Raw genomic sequence first — 17,287 nt, 5'->3', positions numbered from 1 at the left:
CGAGTCCCCCTTCTCCCGGCGCCGCATCTCGCGCCGTGCCGCCGCATCCCGGTGCCGGCCCTCCTCCCGGCGCCCGGCCCCGGAGCGCTGCGGGCGCTCCTCCTCGCGCTCTCCGACCGGCAGGCGGAACGGGGGGCCGGCCCGGCGCCCACCGATGCGCGCCCGCCGCTCACCGATCGTGACCGCAGTGGTGACGTCCCTGCGGGCGCCCGCCAGGTGCCGACCACGCATCCCTGCGGCATCGGCCCCCGCCGATACCGCGGGCAGGGCAAGGCCCCCATGGCCGAACCGCGCCCGGGCGGTCCACCGGGACGGCCGTACCGGGGTGGTGGCCGCGCCCTACGGCCGCCGTGGCGGCACGGGGACTTCGCGGGGTCGGCGGACACCCAACGGGAGCCGGCCGGGAGAGGCCGGAAGCCGGGCCGGCAAAGCGCCACGAACGGGACATCGGCACCGGCGCGCCGACCGGGCTACCGGCGGCCGCGCCGACCGGGCGCGTCGCGGCCGACGGCCTTATGCTCGGCTGCGCGTGAACGGTTCGCGTGGCTGAGGGCGGGGGGAAGGCGGGTTCGTGACAGGCATGGAGGATTCCGCCTTCGCGAAGGCGATGAGAGGTCTGCTGGAGCAGGCCCACACCTGTGATCCGGGCCGGTTGCCGGATCTGGTGTCGCGGGCGGCCGGCACCATGGGTGCGGCGTCGGCGGTGGTCTATCTGGCTGATCTGCAGCAGCGTGATCTGGTGCCGCTGCCGGGCAGCCGGGGGGCCGGAGGTGAGCCTGCCGGTCCGGTGACGATCGAGGGCACCCTTGCCGGGCGGGCCTACCGCACGATGACCGTGCAGACGTCCGAGGAGGGCGGGCCGGGGTTGTGGCTGCCGATCCTGAACGGTTCCGCACGCGTCGGGGTGCTGTGGACGGGGTTGCGTGAGGTCACCGCGGAGGTGACCGAGGACTGCCGGGCGCTGGCCTCGGCGACCGGTCTGCTGGTGGGCTCGCAGGCGGCCTTCAGCGACGAGCTGGCCCGGGTCACGAGGAGCAGGCCCATGCGGGTGGCCGCCGAGATGGTGTGGGCCTTCCTGCCACCGACGACGATCGGCAACGGCCAGGTGACCTCCACCGCGCTGCTGGAACCGGCCTACCAGCTCGCGGGCGACGCCTTCGACCACACCCTGACCGAGGACCGGCTGCACCTGACCGTGGTGGACGCCATGGGCCACGACCTCGCCTCGGGCCTGTCGTCGGCAGTGGCCCTGGCCGGGGGCCGGGCCGCCCGCCGCGCCGGCGGCACCCTGGCCGACATCGTCACCAGCATCGACGAGGAACTGAACCGGTGGGTGCCCGGGCGGATGCTCACCGGCATCTTCGCCGATCTCGACCTGTCCGCCGGCACACTGGAGTGGATCAACTGCGGCCACCTGCCCCCGCTCCTCATCCGCGAGGGCAGCGCCGTGCGCGGAGCCCTGGAACGCCCGCCGGTGCTTCCCCTGGGCCTGGGCCCGCGCTTCCCGCGTGAGCGCCCCGTCCACCGCGCGTCGCTGCAGCCGGGTGACCGCGTCCTGCTCTACACCGACGGCATCACGGAGGCCCGCTCGGCCGGCGGCGAGGTCTTCGGCGAGCAACGCCTGATCGACTTCGTCGTCAAGGCCACCGCCGCGGGTGAGCCCTCGCCGGAGGCCACCCGCCGCCTGCTGCACGCCATCCTGGAGCACCACGACCACCAGCTGCGCGACGACGCTGTCGTGATGGCCGTCGAGTGGCACCCCGCGTCCTGACCGGCACAGCCGAGGGGCGGCGCCCGGTGCGGTGGCCGCCCCGCCGCCCCGCACCGGCTGTGCGATCTCTACACTCGGCTGCCGGCATCGCAGCGCCGGTGCTCCCGGCATCCGGGCCGGAGCCAGACACAGCAGGGGGCAGGCGTGGAGCGAGACGACATGGCCAGACTTGACGTCCAGGTCGCCTACAGCGACGGCATACTGACCGTGACCCTGACCGGTGAGGTCGACCTCGACTCCTCGCCCCAGCTGTTCCGGGCCGTCCAGGAAGCCGGCGCGCCGTGGGGCACGCACGTGGTGGCGGACCTGTCCGGGGTGACGTTCATGGACTCCACCGGTGTCCGGGTGCTGCTGACCTGCTACGAGCGCGCCCAGGAGCACGGCGGGACGCTGAGCGTCACCGGTGCCCACGGCCTGGTCGAACGGATCCTGTATCTCAGCGGCGTCCTGTCCCTGTTCCGGCCACCCCCTCCCGGCAGCACCCGCCCCGGCCTGAACTGACCGGAAGGCTCGGGCCGGGCACCGGAGCGGCACGGCCAGGTGCCGCCGGAACCAGCGGCGAACACCCGCGCGAATACCCTCCCGCCCGGTGCGCGCACCCTGCGGGCACCTCTTCCCGCCCGTCGCTGTCGGCCCCGGGAAGTACCAGCTCAGGGCACCTGCGCATGGGCCGGCGCGGTGCTGCGGGGGCCGGCCTGCACAGCACCGGGCCCGGGGGTGTCTAGATCGACCGCGGGAGGGAAGGCGCCCGGCACCAGTTTCTTGTGACGATCGCTGCCTGGCGGTTCATCGTGTGCCCCGGCGCACTGCGTGCGGAGCGCGAGAGAGGAGCGGTCGTGACCAAAGCGCCCCACGAGGGAGAAATCGTGTCTCGTGACGGCACACTGCGGGCCACCACCACCTTCTCCGGGGCACCGCCATCCATCGCGCAGGCCCGGGACTTCACCGCCGCCTTCGTGGACCGGGCAGCCTGGGCCGACCCCCGGATCCAGCCCGGGCGGCGCGGCGACGCCCTGCTGGTGATCAGCGAGCTGGTCACCAACGTGGTGCGGCACGCGCCGGGGCCGTGCGAGGTGACGCTGGAGGTGACCGGCGTGGAACTGGTCATCACGGTTTGTGACAGCAGTGTGCAGCCGCCGACTTTCCACCCGCGCGCACCCCATCGCATCGGGCGTCACGGCCTGGAGATCGTCCTGGCCCTGTGCACGAGCGTGGACAGCCGCCCCACACCGCAGGGCAAGGCCGTACGGGCCGTCATGTCCCTGGCCTGAAGCCGCACCGCCCGCACAACCGCCCCTGGCAGGGGGCTCCCCACGGTGTGCGGGACGCCGGGAGATGCCGCACCGGCGCGCCTGCCGGACCGTCGCCGCCGCCGGTACGGCCGGTGACCCCACGTCCGTGGCCCCTCGCGAAAAGTGTGAGGAATACGTGGCCGGTTGGGGGAAGACAGTGAGTGTAGCGTGAGATCACCCCCGCTGCGGCGCTTTCTTCGGACTGTCAGGAGAGGAGTCACGGCCATGTCGTGTTCGAACATCAACTGCCGCAAGGGCGGCTGCACCACTGAGCCGCAGCAGCCCCGCATACCCACCACGGGCTGACGCTCCTGGGACACCCAACCCCCGTTACGGCCCGGCGGACCACGGCCGGGCCACTGTTCGGGCCTGGTTCCCTCCGAGGAGCACCGCGACGACCGGCTCCCGGTCCGACTGTCGGGGGCAGACGGACGACGGTCTGTGCGGCGGGGGCGGGGGACACGCCGGGACGCGACCGTGCTCGTAGGCACCCGGCCGCCCGTGCGCTGTCGGTGGTGGGCTGCGGGCCGAGTGGTCATGGACCGCGAGGTGGCTGCAGCGGTGGGTGCGCGGCGCCGCACAGGATCAGGACGAGCCGTGTGCCTGAGTTCCGGTGGAGGAGGCGACGGCTCGGACGCACGGCCGGGTATGCGTCGTCATCCGTCTCGGCCTCCGCTTTCCTGCCGGCCGTCGCCGTCTCCGATCCCGCCTCTCACCTGCCGGATGGTTACGCACTTCGAAGTACCTACTTCCCGTCAGAGAGTTTCTCTCCAATGCTGATGTGAGGGGGCTGGAGACACCGCCCCTGGCGCGAAGTGAAAGGCACCACGATGAACACGTCCTCCACATCCCTTCCCGGCGGGACCTGGACGCTTGGTAACTCGGTTGTCACCCGGTTCGGTTACGGCGCGATGCAGCTCGCGGGTCCGTGGGTCATGGGGCCGCCCGCCGACCACGACGGTGCCCTGGCCGTGTTGCGCGAGGCGGTCGGCCTCGGAATCACCCACCTCGACACCAGCGCCGCCTACGGGCCGCGGATCACCAATGAGCTGATCCGCGAGGCGCTGCACCCCTACCCGGAGTCGCTGTTCATCGCCACCAAGGTGGGCGCGACCCGCGACGCACAGGGCGGCTGGCCCACAGCCCGGCGCCCCGAGGATCTGCGCAAGCAGGTCCACGAGAACCTCGAATCCCTCGGCGTCGAGACCCTCGACCTGGTCAACATGCGCATGGGCGATGCCCAGGGCCCGCAGCCCGGATCGATCGCCGAAGCGCTCGAGACGCTCGTCGACCTCCGGAACGAGGGCCTGATCCGCCACCTCGGTGTCAGTAATGTCACCGCGGAGCAGGTCACCGAGGCGCGCAGCGTCGCGCCGATCGTGTGCGTGCAGAACATGTACAACCTCGCCCACCGCCACGACGACGACCTCGTGGACCGGCTCGCCGCCGACGGCATCGCCTACGTGCCGTTCTTCCCCCTGGGCGGCTTCACGCCGCTGCAGTCCGAGGCCCTCGCGCGGGTCGCGAACCGACGGGGGGCGACGCCGATGTCGGTCGCGCTGGCCTGGCTGATGCAGCGCTCGCCGAACATCCTGCTCATCCCCGGTACGTCGTCCACCGCCCACCTGCGCGAGAACATCGCGGGCGCCGGCCTCTCCCTCTCGGACGAGGACGTGGCCGAACTGGACAGCATCGGCCGCTGAGCAACGCAGGCCACCCGCGGGGAAGAACCGCCGGGCGGACCGGGCCAGGATGCCCGGGATGCGGAGACCGGCCAGGTGGACGGTGGCGGCCTTCCCGTGGCGGGTGGCGATGCCTCGCCACCCGCCAGGCGGTCGACGCACCGCTCGGCGGTGTCGCGCTGTTACGACCTCCGGGTGACGATCCGGGGGTGGGGCGGCTCGGCCGACCGGCAGCCAATGGGGACCGGTGCCCAGGGCCGGCCGTCCCCGGCCGAGCCGCCACGCCGTCATGGTGCGACGTGCCTGCCGACCGGTGACGCCCCCGGCACGTTCAGGCTCCGAGTCCGAGCCCGAGCCCGCCGGCGACGGTGACCTCCTGACCGGTGACGTAGCCGGCGGCGTCCGATGCGAGGAAGGCCACGACCTCGGCCACCTCCTCGCTCGTCGCGAACCTCTGGAAGGGGATGCCCGCGCTCATGGCCTCTCGCGCCTGTGCCGGAACGCCGAGCTTGTCGTACAGCGGGGTCTCCGTCGATCCAGGGCTGACGGCGTTGACGCGGATGCCCCGTGGAGCCAGTTCGAGCGCGAGCGTCGGCAGCATCGCCAGCAGCGCCCCGCGGGTAGCCGCGACCACGGTGGCGCCGGGGGCTCCCCGGCCGGCCCCGACGATTCCGGCGGTCAGGACGACTGCGCCGCCGTCGGCCAGCAGGGGCAGTGCCTTCTGCAAAGTGAAGAACTGGCCCTTGAAGTTGACCTCGACCGACTCGTCGAAAGCCTCTTCGGTCACCTCGGCAACGGGTGCGGGCCGGAAGACGCCCGCATTGAGGAACAGCAGGTCCAGCGAGCCGAAGTGCTCACGGACCGTCCGGATCAGGGCGTCGGTGTCTGCCATCACGCGCGCGTCGGCGCGGACGACGAGCACGTCCTGCGGCAGCTCACGCCGGGCTCTCGATATCGACTCGGGGTTCTGGCCGGTGACCGCGACGCGGTATCCGCGCTTGTGCAGCAGCTCGGCGGTCGCTCTGCCGATACCGCTCGTGCCGCCGGTGATGAGGGCCACGGGCATGAAGGGCTCCTTGGGTGAGGGGGTGAGGGGGTGAGGGGGTGAGATGAGAGTCTTCGATCGGCAGCGCCCGGTGCGGGGCGGTGACGACAGAAGTGGTCGGGCGTGGTGCACGGGTCGGTATGAACTGCTGCAACACCTCTACCGTTCGCCCGCGGGGCCGCGGCCGGCGTGATCGCCCGGCAGCGTCACAGCCGTCTCCTCGATCCGGACGAAGCGGCCGTCGGAGTCCCGCTCGGCGAACACGTACACCTCCTGGACAGCCCGGACTCCGTCGCGCCGCACCAGTTCCACGATGTGGCGTTCGGCGTAGCTGTTGCCGTCGGTGAGCTCGTCCAGGACGGTGACGGTGGCGTGCGCGACGGTCCCGCGGAGCCGGACGACGCGCGCGAGGAACCCGGGACGGTCGTCCCAGCTTCCGTCCACGCGCTGGCGGAACGAAGGGGCGAAGTGCCGTGCGACCGCCTCGTCCGCCGACAGCTGTGGGTTGTTGAACAGGTCGTCGATGGCGGCCTTGACCGTTGTCATCGAGGTCTCCCGTCGTCGTGGCGGCTCGCTTCTCGTTGCGGCGTCCGCGAACGGCTCGCCCTCATGCGACGGTGAGCACGATCTTGCCCTGGAGGTGCCCGCGAGCGGCGCGTTCGTGCGCCTTCCGGGCATCGGCGAGCGGGAAGGTGCTGTCGATGGCGACACGGAGCACGCCCGTGTCGAGCAGGTGCCCGAGCTCCTGGAGCTGCCGGCCGTTCGAGCGCACCTGGGTGCCCGAGGTCGTGACGCCCAGCCTCGCGACCTCAGCCGGGTCGTACGCGGCGACGAAGACGAAGTACAGCGCGCCGCCGCGCCTGAGCGTCTGCAGGAAGCGACCGCTCCTGGGGCCGCCGACGGTGTCGAGCACCAGGTCGGCGTCGCGGACGGCCTCCTCGGGGCGGGTCGTGGTGTAGTCGATGAACTCGTCCGCGCCGAGCTCGCGCAGGAACTGCTCGTGCACGCCCGAGGCGACCGCGATGACGCGCGCGCCCTTCCACTTGGCGATCTGCAGCCCAAGGTGCCCGACACCGCCGGCCGCGCCGTTGACCAGCACCGTCATCCCCGCGCTCAGCGGCACAGGGCGGTGCTGCGCCTCCTGAAGGGGGTTCGGACGGTCGTGCCCGAGGTCGACCAGGTGCTGCCACGCGGTGAGCCCCGACATGGGCGCCCCCGCGGCGTGCACGTGATCGATGCCGGCGGGCTTGCGGGCGAGGTCGGCGGCGGGTGCCGCCACGTACTCGGCGTACGCGCGGCCGTCGAAGCTCGGGAAACGGAGCATCCCGAAGACTTCGTCGCCGACCGAGAAGTTCTCCACGTCCGCGGCGACGGCTGCGACGACGCCCGACACGTCCGACCCCGGAACGGCGGGGAAGCTCACGGGCGGCCTCAGCTCAGGAGGGATGCCGGGCATCCCGTCACGCAGGTACCAGTCCGGGGGGTTGAGGCCGACGGCGTGAACCCGAAGGAGCACCTCGCCCGGTTTCAGGTCGGGGATCGGCACTTCGTCACAGCGCAGCACCTCAGGACCGCCGAACTCATGCAGCCGGATCGCCTTCATCGTGTTCGCCGGCATCGGTTCTCCTTCTTTCCCCCGGAGGGGCTAGGCTAAGTGTAGCGCTGCTACGAATATACGTAGCACTGCTACGTTTGTCAAAGGAGGGCCCATGCGAGCCGATGCCAGGAAGAACCGCGAACACCTGCTCGCCGTCGCGCGCGTCGTCGTCGCGGAACAGGGCGCCGATGCGTCCCTGCGCGACATCGCCCGGAGGGCCGACGTCAGCCTCCCCACGCTCTACCGCCACTTCCCGACGCGCGAGGCGTTGCTCGACGTCCTGCTCCGCGAAAGCTTCGACGAGCTGGCGGGACGGGCGGTCGAGCTCGAAGCGTCGGACTCGCCCGAGGACGCCCTTGTCACGTGGCTGCGCGACTGTGTCGCGGTCGCACGTGAGTACCGGGGGGTCACCGAGCTGATGGCGGCCGCCATCGAGGACACCGGATCCGCACTCCACGCCTCGTGCGTCACCATGCGCGCGGCGGGCACCCGGCTCCTCACCCGCGCCCAGGCGGAGGGCGCAGCACGGGCCGACCTCGACGGCAGGGAACTGTTCGCCCTCATCGCCGCCCTCGCATGGCTCGGCGACCAGGACTCGTTCGCACCGCTCGCCGATCACCTCTTCGCTGTCGTGGCGAGCGCGATCCTGACCGGGCAGGCGAGCCGCGGTGTCAGTGAGGATCGCCCCTGAGGCTCTGACGGGTGCGGTGCGAGGGCGCAGCCCTGCCCTTGCACCGGCGCGAGGACGGCCTCGGCGCCCTGCATCCCCCTGGCGGTCCGGGGGTTCGTTCCGGCGTACGGCGGAGCGTGCGCTGCTGGTACAGCCCAGACGCACCGCTGGGAGACTCCGCGTGCGGTACGGCACGGTGTCCGCGTCTACGCAGCCGGTGCCGCCAGGCGGAAGCCCACACCGATCGCTTCGAGATCCGGCTCGTAGGCGCCGTGGCGGCGAGCGCACCGCGCCAGGTCCCGATCGTGACGGAAGGCGCCGCCCCGGGTGATGTGCCGGTCGAAGGCCCAGGGCTCGGTGGCCGGCACCTCAGCCGGCGCACCGGGGTAGGGAGCATAAGGGGTGGAGGTCCACTCGTCGGCGTTTCCCGCCATGTCGAGCACGCCGAACGGACTGGCGCCCTCGGGAAACGCACCGACCGGTGTCGTGGTGCCGATCCCGAGGTCCACCAGGTTGGCCAGGCCGGGGCGGTACTCCTCGCCCCAGGGGAACTCCCGGCCGTCGTCACCCCGGGCGGCGCGCTCCCACTCGTCCTCCGTGGGCAGCCGCACACCGAGTCCCAGCCGTCCGCCGAGCCAGCGGCAGTAGGCGACCGCCGCCGCCCAGGGGATCCCGATGACCGGGTGGTCCTGCGCCCCGTGGGGGACCGGAGCGCCGGTGGCCTCCGCGAAGAGTGCCCACCGGCCGACGGTGACCGGGGTACGAGCGATCCGGAACGCAGGCACATGGATCCTCGTCCGTGGGGACTCCTTCATGAACCACTCCGGCAGCGCTCCGGTGTCCGCGTAGCGGCCGGCCACTGCCGTCACCTCCTCCGCCGGCGTGCCCCGGTGCAGCAACCCGGCCGGGACCTCGACCCAATCCACCTGCTCCGCCCGCATGGACCCTCCTCGACTCGGACCGGCAACCCACATGATCACCTCGACGGCGGTGGACGCGTCGGTCGATGGACCCGTCTCGGAAAGCGACCTTCGGCCTAGGGCGTGGGCGCAGAGTCGGCGAGCCGGAGTCGTGGCGGTGTCCGTGCCGGCGCTGCGACGCTGCCGTGCAGCGGCCCGGCCCGTCCACGCCGCTCACGTCCGCGCGGGCCGCCGCACGCCCGGGAGGAGCGCCTACGCGCGGTCGTGGACAGGGCGAACGTCGCCCGAGGGGGCCGCATCCCGACGGAACAACGCGGTCCACAGGAAGGTCGCGCCGAACAGTGCCGAATCAGGGGGTTCCTCCCGCATGCGGCGCAGTTCCACCTCGACCAGGTCGGAGAAGATCCAGCGCAGCGATTCGGGGGTGTAGGCGAGACCGCCCTGCAACTGGTGTGCCCGGTAGAGGTCGGCGTCGCCGAGCTCCGACCCCATTCCGGCCTCGCCGGCGGCGAAACTGGTGAGCGCGAGGTGACCGCCAGGGGCGAGGACCCGGTCGAGGAGGGCCAGGTAGCTGACCCGGCGGTGAGGCGGCAGGTGGTGGAAGCATCCTGAGTCGACGACGAGGTCGTACGGGCCGCTCAACTCGGCAGCGGGGAGAGCGAAAGCGTCACCGCACAGGAAACGGACGTCGAGTCCGGCCGCTTCAGCCCGGTCCTCACCCCAGGCGACGGCCACCGGGGAGAGGTCGACGGCGTCCACCGTGAAGCCGCGCGAGGCGAGGTACAGGGCGTTGCGGCCGGGTCCGCTTCCCAGGTCCAGGGCCCGGCCGGGAGCGATCAGGCCCTGGTCGAGACAGGCGGCCAGGTTCTCGTCGGGCTTGGCCACGAAGAACGGGACCGGCCTCGACCGGTCGGCGTAGAAGCGGTCCCAGAAGTCCTTGCCGTCGCCCGTCGCCAGGCGGCCGTCCTCGGACTCAGAGGCGAAGAGCCCGTCCAGGAGCGCGAGAACGTCCTCGACGGTGCGTACGGTCCGGTCCATCCGGCCCCCCTTTCGACCGATGCCGACCATAGGAGCGGGAGTGGTCGAAGACCAGTTCCGGCGGTGTGGGGCGACGGCTGGAACGGGCTGTTGCGAGCCGGGAAGCCACCGGCGAGCACCCCCATTCCGCCCCCTGGGCCCACGTGCGCCCAGCCGGCTGCCAGGGGCCGGCAGAGGGCCGTCCTCGGCTGCCGCGGCCAGGCCTTTTCGGCGAGTTTCCCGCGGTGCCGCAGGGCGCACGTTGCCCGACGCGGCACCAGCAGCCCCGCGGCCGACGGCGGGCACGCAGGCAGGCCGCCTCGCGCGGCGACAACGTCATCGAGACGATCCGGTGGGGGAGCGGCGGCAAACACCGCGCCCGGTGAAGGACGCGGTGGCCGTCGCGGTGTTCCGGCACGACGAATCCGGGAAACCTCTGCTGCACGACCACATGGCCGCCCTGGTGGTCGACCGTACGGACGTGCAGGGGCATCCGCCGGGGGAGCGGGCCTCCTACGCGCTGGGCCGGCAGGCTGCCGACGGCTCCCGCCCGCCGAAGCGGGGGCGACGTGGTCGCTGCCACCCCTGCGGGCACGGTGGCGGCGATCCCGCGCGGCCACCGCGGCCGTACCGGGCCCTGACGAACGAATCGTGCAGACGGCGATGGAAGGCTCCACCCGGCCCGTCGGCCGCGGCCGGGCGATGACAGCCGATCTGCAGGCGCTGTACCCGCGCGGGGGCGGGAACCAGGCCGTGGTGCGGCCGCTGACCCGGGCCCGCCGGCGGTGGTTTCTTGCCGGCAGCAGCGCCCGCCGCCGTACGAAAGCCGTGGCGGACATCTGCTGTCCGCTCACGCCCGGGAGGGGAATCTGCCAGAGTGTGGTGCCCATGAGGACGTCTTGCTCGACGCGCCGGTTACGCATGATCGCCGCGGCGGCCGCAGTGGCCGGCGCCGTGGCGGCCTGCAGCGGGAACACGGTGCCGGCGCCCCCCGCCGCCACGTCCCCGGGCGCACACGGCGGCGCCGAGCCGCGGGCGAAGCTCCAGGACCCGCCGCAGGCCTTCGCGCCCGACCACGCCTCGGTCCTCCGGGGGAACTGGTTCTCGTCGGTGCGCAACCAGGATGCCGGCGACGTCATGACGGTCGGCGACGGACGCGCGTACGCGTACGACACCGAGCTCGTCGGCGTCACCGGCCTGCGGCTGGCGGACGGCGGAACAGCCTGGCGTACCCGGGTCCCCGACGCCGACACCCTGGTGGGCGCGCCGCGTTTCGGCGGTGGGATCGTGGCGGGCGCCTTCCGTACCGACGTCGCGGGGACCGGCACCGCCGAGGACCGGGCCGCGAACGTCGTCGTCGGCTTCGACGCGGCGAGCGGGAGGACGCTGTGGTCGCAGGACGTCGGCGGCGCGGAGAACGACGACGGCGACATGCTGCTCGCCCAGGACGACCCGGTGCCCGAGGTCGTCGGCATGGACGCCGGGCACGTCCTGGTCACCGTCGCCTCCCAGGGCTCCTCCGAGACACCGGCCAGGTCCGTGCTGCTCGACGCCCGTACCGGAAAGGTGCTGTGGACCGACGACGACCTGGGCGCCGTCGACCTGGACGGCTCCGCGGTCGACGGCCTTCGCCGCGACGGCGACTATGCGGGCGTGTCCGTGGCGGACGGACACCAGCTCTGGGAGCGCAGCCTCGGCGTCGGTGAGGCGCAGACGTCGGACGCGGGACCCGGGCTGACGCTCGCCGTGGCGATCGAGTTCGACCTGCTGATCGACCCGGCCACCGGCAAGGTCGTCGTCGACTTCGGCGACACCTCGATCACGCGCTGCGACTACGACGGCAGGGACACCACCGTCTGCTCGGGCCGCGGCGCCGATCAGGGCGCGGCCGTGTGGGCCGTCGACGTCCACACCCACCAGGTGCTGTGGCGGCTGCCGGACGCGGCCGCGAACCGCGAGGCTCCGGGCGTGACGGCGGCCTGGCACGGCGTGGTCTACGGCGTCGGGCACGACCCGATGACGCTCGACGCCAGGACCGGCAAGGACCTGCGCCCCACCACAGGCCTGGACGACTCGCCCTTCCTGGTCACCGCGGGCTACGGCCTGGTCTACGACGACCTGTCGCACTCGGTCACCGTCTACCGGGCAGCGGGGGGCTGAACGGCGCGTCGCCGCACGTGCGTTGCTCCGTCCACGCCCGCCTCCTCCCGGGCGGACAGCGAGCGCAGGGCGCTCCCACACCATCGGATTCACCTGCTGAGGCCTCCGTGCGAGGCCGAGCTCCCCGGGAGCCTCGACTGAGCGCTCCACGACCGGCCGGCTCAGCCACCTCGCGCCGTCGTGTGGACTGCTGTGGGCAGGACCGAGCGTGCCGCCGTTGTTCGGAAGCCGGTCGGGACCGGTGCCGGTGCGGCGGCGTCACCGTCACCGTGCCCCTGGGACTGCGGGCCAGGAGGACGGGCGCCAGGCTGCTGAGCAGGGCGGTAGGCAGGGTGTTACCCTCCAGGGCGATCTCCACGTCCGCCGCGCCGACGACGCCTTCCGGCCTGGGACCGGTGGACGCCGGAGGCCTTCCCCCGTCCGGGCTGCGGCATATGCCTGCACGGATCTTCCTGATCCCCTCTTCCGGCGTCTAGAGTCCTCTCCGGTGATCGTTCCGGCCACCACCCCGACCTGTCGCCCGGGAGAACCCCTGTGCTTTCGACCTCGTTCCGCCGCCGGGTGCTCGCCCGTGTCGCCGTGCCCCTCACCGCCGCCGCGCTGGCAACCGGAATCGCCGCCGCGACGGCCACCCCGGCTGTCGCGAGCGGCAGCTACAACGGCAACGCCTACATCTCGGGCTCGGGTTCTCCGGATGACGACCTCAACGACGAGGGCGCCCTCAACCTCACCACCAACACGGTCTCCAACGCCACCTGCTTCTGGCAGAACATCCTCTACGTAGACGGGCAGCTCAAGGCCACCGACATCGACGGCTCGTTCGGCCCCGACACACAGGGCGCCACCAGGACATGGCAGTTCCTCCACGGCCTGACCCAGGACGGCTCCGCGGGGAAGGCCACGTTCACCAAAGCGGGTACCAACGTCAACCTGCTGAGCCTGGTCGGCAGCGACGTCTACAACGGCAGTTACACGGGCGTGAACAGAAACCTGCCGATCAGCCGCGCGGCGAACGGCGTCTGGTCCTTCTACAACCTGCGCGACGAGAAGTGGTACACGACGAGCTACAACACCCGCACCTGCCCCCACCCCGTGTGAGCTGCAGCCGTCTCGGCCACGGCGGGGCGCCCAGGCATGCGCCCTTGCCCCGCACCGCCGATCGGACCGGCACGCGTTCCACCGCCCAGCTCGTTTTGAAGTGACCAGGAGGCCCGCGGCGGCGGTCTCGGCGCACATCGGGTCGAGGCCGCCGGCGCCGACCGGATCCTCCAGCCGGTCGTGCACCGCGGTCAACCGGGTGCGGGGGCGAGATCGACGGCGTACTGGCGCGGGCGGCCGCGCACACCGCGACACGGCTGGTCCCGAGGCCCGCGCAGCCGCAGACGCGGTTTCTGCTCAAGGCGAGAAAGGGCTCCACCCAGCGCCGTGGCGGCACCGCTCGGCGTCACCCGGCGCACGGTGGAGCGCTACCTCAAGGGCACCCTGCGGCAGCCGCGGCGGGCCCTGGCGGCCCGTCTGGAACGCGGGGTCCGCAAGGACCGGCAGCCCCGTGTCCAGCAGCGCGCCAGGAACACGCCGCCCCGCGACGGCACCGTGATCGGGCTCCGGGGGCCGGGCCCCGATCCCGGCTCAACCCCCGCGCCCGGATCGACGGACGACGGGCGGATCCGCCGGATCACCCGGCACCGGCCGCCCGCCCACGCCGGCCGGCTGTCCGACGCGCAGGCCGCCGGCGCCACCGAGCAGCAGCTCGGGGCCCCGCGCTACGGAAGGCCTCCAGGAGATCTCGTGCAAGGACCGCGGCCGCCGCGCCCAGGCTGAGCCCCAGACCCCGGTGCCCTTGCCGTTGGCCCGATCGCACTGGCCGGCGCTCAACCCGCTTCGCCAACAACGGGGTGGCTGCCGCAGAACGTGGCCACAGAAAAGTGCATGCAGGCAACCACGACCAGTACCGCGGTGTACGAGGTCACGACGGCGACCTGCAGCAAGTCCAATCCCTGGCAGAAATGGGCCTTCCAGAGCGGCCACGCTGTCGCGATCGTCGGCGGTACCCAACAGGTCTGTACGGGTGTGCAGAAGTCGCCTTCGGGAGACTTCGCCCGCGAGGTCGTCACGACGGCATGCGCCTCCAGCAGCGCCTGGGGCATCAACTTCAGCACGGGCATCACCTCCAACTACCCCGTCGCGTCCATAAGCCCCGCGTGCTCCGTCCTGGGACGGCTCACGACCTGTCCGTCAGCGTCCGGTCGTGCGGTGGCTCGGCGCCGAACCAGGCGCGGGTCCGGCGTCCCGCTCCCCGGGCGCATCCAGAGGTGTCCCCTCCAGCGGCGGCGACCAGGGCCGGCCCATGCGGATACCGGTGGACGGCCGCCTGGGGAACCGACTTTCCGGCGGTTCATGACCCGGTCCGCAGGGACGGGGACGGTTGCCCTGATGCCGCGTCCTCGCAGGCAGGCCCGGTCAGCGCGGGATTCGTACGCCTGTCAGCAGCCCCGGCCGGGTTCGTCGTCCCGCGTCGGCGGGGCAGTCGGCGCCGTGCACAAGGGCCGGGCCAGGACCCCTCGGCGTAAGTCCGTGCCCGGCACTTCGCCGCGCAGCTCCACCCGCGCGTGCCGAGGGCGCCGGGTTCCGCGCGCCGTTCTTCGCTTTCCCCCGGCTTCGAGCAGTGGATACGTTGGAGACCGTGAAGCGATACTCGATCCGTGGGCGGGACGGCCTCGATACGGGCCCGGGGGCGGGTCTGCTGGCATTCGGGCAGGAGCGCGCCGAGGTCACCCGCGCGCTGGGCGGCGACCCGGCGGTCTTCCGTGTGGAGGGCCGGCTGAGGGACTACTTCAACCAGTGGTCGCTGAACCTCTTTTACGACGAGGCGGAGCGCCTCGGCTTCGTCTCCGTCGAGCTCGGGCCGGAAGTGCGTTACCGCGGCGTCCAGTTGCTGGGCCCGCCGTACGAGGACGTGTACCGCGAGTTGACCGCGCTCGGCCTGCGTGGAGTCGAGGGCGAGGCCGGGATCGTCTTCAACGACCTCGGCTTCGCGATCCTCGGCGCTCCCGAAGACCCCGGAGTCCACACCTGGGGTGTCGAGGTGTTCCCGCCCGGCACCGACCTGGACCTGGACGACTACTGAGCGGGTGAGCGCCCGCGCGGACCGACCGGAGGGTACGGGTGAGGCCAGGCCCCGTCCCGCAGAAGGCAACCTCCCGGCAGGTGGTGCGCCGCGCGGCCTTCCCGCTGACCACCCCCGCTCCTTGGAGGGGCTACGACGTCCACCTGACCGCCGTGGTGGTCGACGGCGGGCAGCTTCGACGGTGCGGCCTTCTCCGCAGCACGGTCCTCCTCGCCGGCGCGTCGGCGAGGAGGCGGGTGATCTCAGCGCAGGAGGTCGCGCAGCAATCTGGCGTGCTTCACCGTCCGGCTCGTTCCGGTGCGGGCGGCCACCGCCTCGACCTCCGGGATAGCGCCTTGGGCCGCGCAGCGCGAAGCACACTCGACCGCGAGGGTGGGCTGGGAACCCGAGATCCTCATCAGCCTTCTAGGACGGGAGGAGGGCCGTCGCCCTGGCGAGGGCCGGGTCCTTGCCCGCGGACAGGTCGGCTGCGGTCAGCGGGGCGTAAACGTCCGGGGGGACGCCGACGCCGTCGGTGAGCTCGCCGTTCGCGCTGACGGCATGCTGCGAGGGCATGCGGATCAGGGTGCCGTCGCCGAGTTGGTACAGGTAGGCCGGGCCGGAGTTGACGCCCGCGGTGCGGGTGCCGACGAGGGTGCCCAGACGGAGGTCCTTGACGCCTGCCGCGAACACCTCGCACGCCGAGGCGCAGCCGTCGTCGGTGAGGGTGGCCATCCGCAGGTGCAGCAGCGGGGTGCTGTTGTCGACGGGCTGGGGGACGCAGTCGCCCTCGGCGTCGCAGAAGGAGACGGGCGCCGCGTCGTGGACGAACGCGCCCAGCAGCGTGTTGCCCTCGGCGGCGACGCCACCGTGGTTGCCGCGCAGGTCGAGGACGACACCGGTGAGTTCCGTGGTCGCCCGGAGGTCGGTGATGGCCTTCAGCACCTCCTGGGCGACGCCCGGGGCGAAGGCGTCGAGGCGGATGTCCGCGACGCCGCCGGCGACCAGGGTGGCGGTCACGTGCGGCCGGGGCTGCGCGGGCAGCTCGCCGGGGGTGACGCGTACGTGCCGGGTCCGGCCGGTGGAGGGCCGCCGTACGGTGAGGGTCACCGGGGTGCGCTGGGGATACGCGGGGTGGAGGAGGTCCACCACTCCCGGGTTGAGCTGCCCGCCGGTGAAGACCGGGACGCCGTTCACCGACTCGACGACGTCCCCCGGCCTGAGCCCGGCCGCGGCGGCGGGCGTGCCGGCGGCGACCGCGGTGAGGAAGAGCGGACCCGTGAAGTCCGGGGCGGTCTCGGCCGCGGGGAGGGTGCGGTTCAGGGTGACGCCCAGGCCCCAGGGGTGGGCGTCCTGCGTGCCCGGGCCGCCCGGGGCGTATCCGGCGTGGTTGTCGTGCAGGGCGGCCAGCAGTCCCTGGATCGCGGTGACGCACAGCGCGGAGCGCAGTGACGCGTCGTCCGGCACCGCGTCCAGCACCTCCTGGAGCCGCCGGGCGAAGAGCGGCCAGTCCTTGTCGTGGTCGCCGGTCAGCGCCGGCAGTACGGCGACCGGGCGGTCGACGCCCCGCTTCCGCAGTTCTCTGACGACGGCCTGGAAGGCACCTTGGAGCAGCGTACGGTCGTCGAGCCGGGAACCGCCGTAATAGTGGTCGAGGACGCAGTGGTACGCCTGCTCCACGGTGCTGACGGAGGTCGGTGCCGGGGTGTTCTGACCGGGCTGCCCGGGGCCGCCCTGCTGCACGCAGCCGCCGGCCCGGCCGGCGTCCTCCGGCGCCGCCAGCGGGCTGGCGGACGCGTTCAGCGCGGTGACGACCAGGCTGCCCGCGAGTACGGCGATCGCGGTCACGGCCAGTGCGCGCCGCTGCCGCGGCAGCCCGATCCTCCGGTGCCCGCGCCCGCGCCCTGCCGGCGGGTCTCCCGCCGCAGACGGCACGTCAGCCGGTGCGCTCGCCACTGACTGCGGGTCGGACGGCAGGTCGGGCGGTGTGGTGCTCATGGGGGTGCTCCTGAATCGCGTCAGTCGGT

General features: G+C 72.7%; 16 protein-coding genes. 9 read left to right on the top strand and 7 right to left on the bottom strand.

The window, feature by feature from the left end:
- The first annotated feature begins 580 nt into the window (after positions 1-580).
- The 4 genes from ACH4SE_RS32335 (at position 581) to ACH4SE_RS32320 (ending at position 4,766) form a co-directional block, all read left to right on the top strand.
- A complete protein-coding gene (locus tag ACH4SE_RS32335) occupies positions 581-1,771 on the top strand; it encodes a PP2C family protein-serine/threonine phosphatase (RefSeq protein ID WP_398547121.1) in 1,191 nt (396 codons plus the stop codon).
- 159 nt (positions 1,772-1,930) lie between these two features.
- Positions 1,931-2,272, top strand: a complete 342-nt coding sequence (locus ACH4SE_RS32330; RefSeq protein WP_398547099.1) for an STAS domain-containing protein — start codon at positions 1,931-1,933, stop codon at positions 2,270-2,272.
- Between the two features lie 335 nt (positions 2,273-2,607).
- Positions 2,608-3,042: an ATP-binding protein gene (locus tag ACH4SE_RS32325; RefSeq protein WP_398547098.1), complete on the top strand. Its 435-nt coding sequence runs from the start codon at positions 2,608-2,610 to the stop codon at positions 3,040-3,042.
- Positions 3,043-3,893: 851 nt separating this feature from the next.
- The gene (locus tag ACH4SE_RS32320; RefSeq protein ID WP_398547097.1) at positions 3,894-4,766 is read left to right on the top strand and encodes an aldo/keto reductase family oxidoreductase; all 873 of its coding nucleotides are present in this window, start codon (positions 3,894-3,896) and stop codon (positions 4,764-4,766) included.
- 310 nt (positions 4,767-5,076) lie between these two features.
- Here the strand turns inward: ACH4SE_RS32320 and ACH4SE_RS32315 are convergent, their stop codons facing one another.
- From ACH4SE_RS32315 to ACH4SE_RS32305, 3 genes are all read right to left on the bottom strand, one after another.
- Positions 5,077-5,811: an SDR family oxidoreductase gene (locus ACH4SE_RS32315; RefSeq protein WP_398547096.1), complete on the bottom strand. Its 735-nt coding sequence runs from the start codon at positions 5,809-5,811 to the stop codon at positions 5,077-5,079.
- A 138-nt stretch (positions 5,812-5,949) separates the two neighbouring features.
- Entirely contained in the window at positions 5,950-6,336 is a 387-nt protein-coding gene (locus ACH4SE_RS32310; protein WP_398547095.1) for a nuclear transport factor 2 family protein, read from the bottom strand.
- A gap of 61 nt (positions 6,337-6,397) precedes the next feature.
- Complete coding sequence (locus ACH4SE_RS32305) at positions 6,398-7,408, bottom strand: NADP-dependent oxidoreductase (protein WP_398547094.1); 1,011 nt, start codon at positions 7,406-7,408, stop codon at positions 6,398-6,400.
- Between the two features lie 91 nt (positions 7,409-7,499).
- On the opposite strand from ACH4SE_RS32305, the gene ACH4SE_RS32300 reads away from it, so the two are divergent.
- Positions 7,500-8,078 carry a TetR/AcrR family transcriptional regulator gene (locus ACH4SE_RS32300; protein WP_398547093.1) on the top strand — a complete coding sequence of 193 codons (579 nt, stop codon included), beginning with the start codon at positions 7,500-7,502 and terminating at the stop codon, positions 8,076-8,078.
- 185 nt (positions 8,079-8,263) lie between these two features.
- On the opposite strand, the gene ACH4SE_RS32295 is transcribed toward ACH4SE_RS32300, so the two are convergent.
- Together ACH4SE_RS32295 and ACH4SE_RS32290 are read right to left on the bottom strand one after the other, a co-directional pair.
- Positions 8,264-8,998 (bottom strand): formylglycine-generating enzyme family protein, encoded by a 735-nt coding sequence (locus ACH4SE_RS32295; protein WP_398547092.1) that lies wholly within the window; start codon positions 8,996-8,998, stop codon positions 8,264-8,266.
- A gap of 231 nt (positions 8,999-9,229) precedes the next feature.
- Complete coding sequence (locus ACH4SE_RS32290) at positions 9,230-10,015, bottom strand: class I SAM-dependent methyltransferase (protein WP_398547091.1); 786 nt, start codon at positions 10,013-10,015, stop codon at positions 9,230-9,232.
- Positions 10,016-10,882: 867 nt separating this feature from the next.
- Between ACH4SE_RS32290 and ACH4SE_RS32285 the strand changes: the two genes are divergently transcribed.
- The 3 genes from ACH4SE_RS32285 (at position 10,883) to tpg (ending at position 13,975) form a co-directional block, all read left to right on the top strand.
- Positions 10,883-12,154: a hypothetical protein gene (locus ACH4SE_RS32285; RefSeq protein ID WP_398547090.1), complete on the top strand. Its 1,272-nt coding sequence runs from the start codon at positions 10,883-10,885 to the stop codon at positions 12,152-12,154.
- 534 nt (positions 12,155-12,688) lie between these two features.
- The gene (locus ACH4SE_RS32280; RefSeq protein ID WP_398547089.1) at positions 12,689-13,252 is read left to right on the top strand and encodes a peptidoglycan-binding protein; all 564 of its coding nucleotides are present in this window, start codon (positions 12,689-12,691) and stop codon (positions 13,250-13,252) included.
- Positions 13,253-13,579: 327 nt separating this feature from the next.
- A complete protein-coding gene (gene tpg / locus ACH4SE_RS32275; RefSeq protein WP_398547088.1) occupies positions 13,580-13,975 on the top strand; it encodes a telomere-protecting terminal protein Tpg in 396 nt (131 codons plus the stop codon).
- Between the two features lie 50 nt (positions 13,976-14,025).
- On the opposite strand, the gene ACH4SE_RS32270 is transcribed toward tpg, so the two are convergent.
- Positions 14,026-14,313 (bottom strand): hypothetical protein, encoded by a 288-nt coding sequence (locus tag ACH4SE_RS32270; protein ID WP_398547087.1) that lies wholly within the window; start codon positions 14,311-14,313, stop codon positions 14,026-14,028.
- Positions 14,314-14,837: 524 nt separating this feature from the next.
- Between ACH4SE_RS32270 and ACH4SE_RS32265 the strand changes: the two genes are divergently transcribed.
- Positions 14,838-15,281, top strand: coding sequence for a hypothetical protein (locus tag ACH4SE_RS32265; protein ID WP_398547086.1), 444 nt, complete (start codon positions 14,838-14,840; stop codon positions 15,279-15,281).
- A 405-nt stretch (positions 15,282-15,686) separates the two neighbouring features.
- On the opposite strand, the gene ACH4SE_RS32260 is transcribed toward ACH4SE_RS32265, so the two are convergent.
- The gene (locus tag ACH4SE_RS32260; RefSeq protein ID WP_398547085.1) at positions 15,687-17,258 is read right to left on the bottom strand and encodes a S41 family peptidase; all 1,572 of its coding nucleotides are present in this window, start codon (positions 17,256-17,258) and stop codon (positions 15,687-15,689) included.
- Between the last annotated feature and the right edge of the window lie 29 nt (positions 17,259-17,287).

Source organism: Streptomyces sp. NPDC020983, assembly GCF_044333485.1.
Lineage (GTDB): Bacteria > Actinomycetota > Actinomycetes > Streptomycetales > Streptomycetaceae > Actinacidiphila.
This window is presented reverse-complemented; position numbering and strand designations above follow the sequence as displayed.

Bases quoted from the DNA above. Each gene is read 5' to 3' on its own strand.
- ACH4SE_RS32320 (WP_398547097.1), top strand. From the start codon at position 3,894: ATGAACACGTCCTCCACATCCCTTCCCGGCGGGACCTGGACGCTTGGT.
- ACH4SE_RS32335 (WP_398547121.1), top strand. From the start codon at position 581: ATGGAGGATTCCGCCTTCGCGAAGGCGATGAGAGGTCTGCTGGAGCAG.
- ACH4SE_RS32285 (WP_398547090.1), top strand. From the start codon at position 10,883: ATGAGGACGTCTTGCTCGACGCGCCGGTTACGCATGATCGCCGCGGCG.
- ACH4SE_RS32260 (WP_398547085.1), bottom strand. From the start codon at position 17,258: ATGAGCACCACACCGCCCGACCTGCCGTCCGACCCGCAGTCAGTGGCG.
- ACH4SE_RS32300 (WP_398547093.1), top strand. From the start codon at position 7,500: ATGCGAGCCGATGCCAGGAAGAACCGCGAACACCTGCTCGCCGTCGCG.
- ACH4SE_RS32305 (WP_398547094.1), bottom strand. From the start codon at position 7,408: ATGCCGGCGAACACGATGAAGGCGATCCGGCTGCATGAGTTCGGCGGT.
- ACH4SE_RS32295 (WP_398547092.1), bottom strand. From the start codon at position 8,998: ATGCGGGCGGAGCAGGTGGATTGGGTCGAGGTCCCGGCCGGGTTGCTG.
- ACH4SE_RS32315 (WP_398547096.1), bottom strand. From the start codon at position 5,811: ATGCCCGTGGCCCTCATCACCGGCGGCACGAGCGGTATCGGCAGAGCG.
- ACH4SE_RS32310 (WP_398547095.1), bottom strand. From the start codon at position 6,336: ATGACAACGGTCAAGGCCGCCATCGACGACCTGTTCAACAACCCACAG.
- ACH4SE_RS32330 (WP_398547099.1), top strand. From the start codon at position 1,931: ATGGCCAGACTTGACGTCCAGGTCGCCTACAGCGACGGCATACTGACC.
- ACH4SE_RS32290 (WP_398547091.1), bottom strand. From the start codon at position 10,015: ATGGACCGGACCGTACGCACCGTCGAGGACGTTCTCGCGCTCCTGGAC.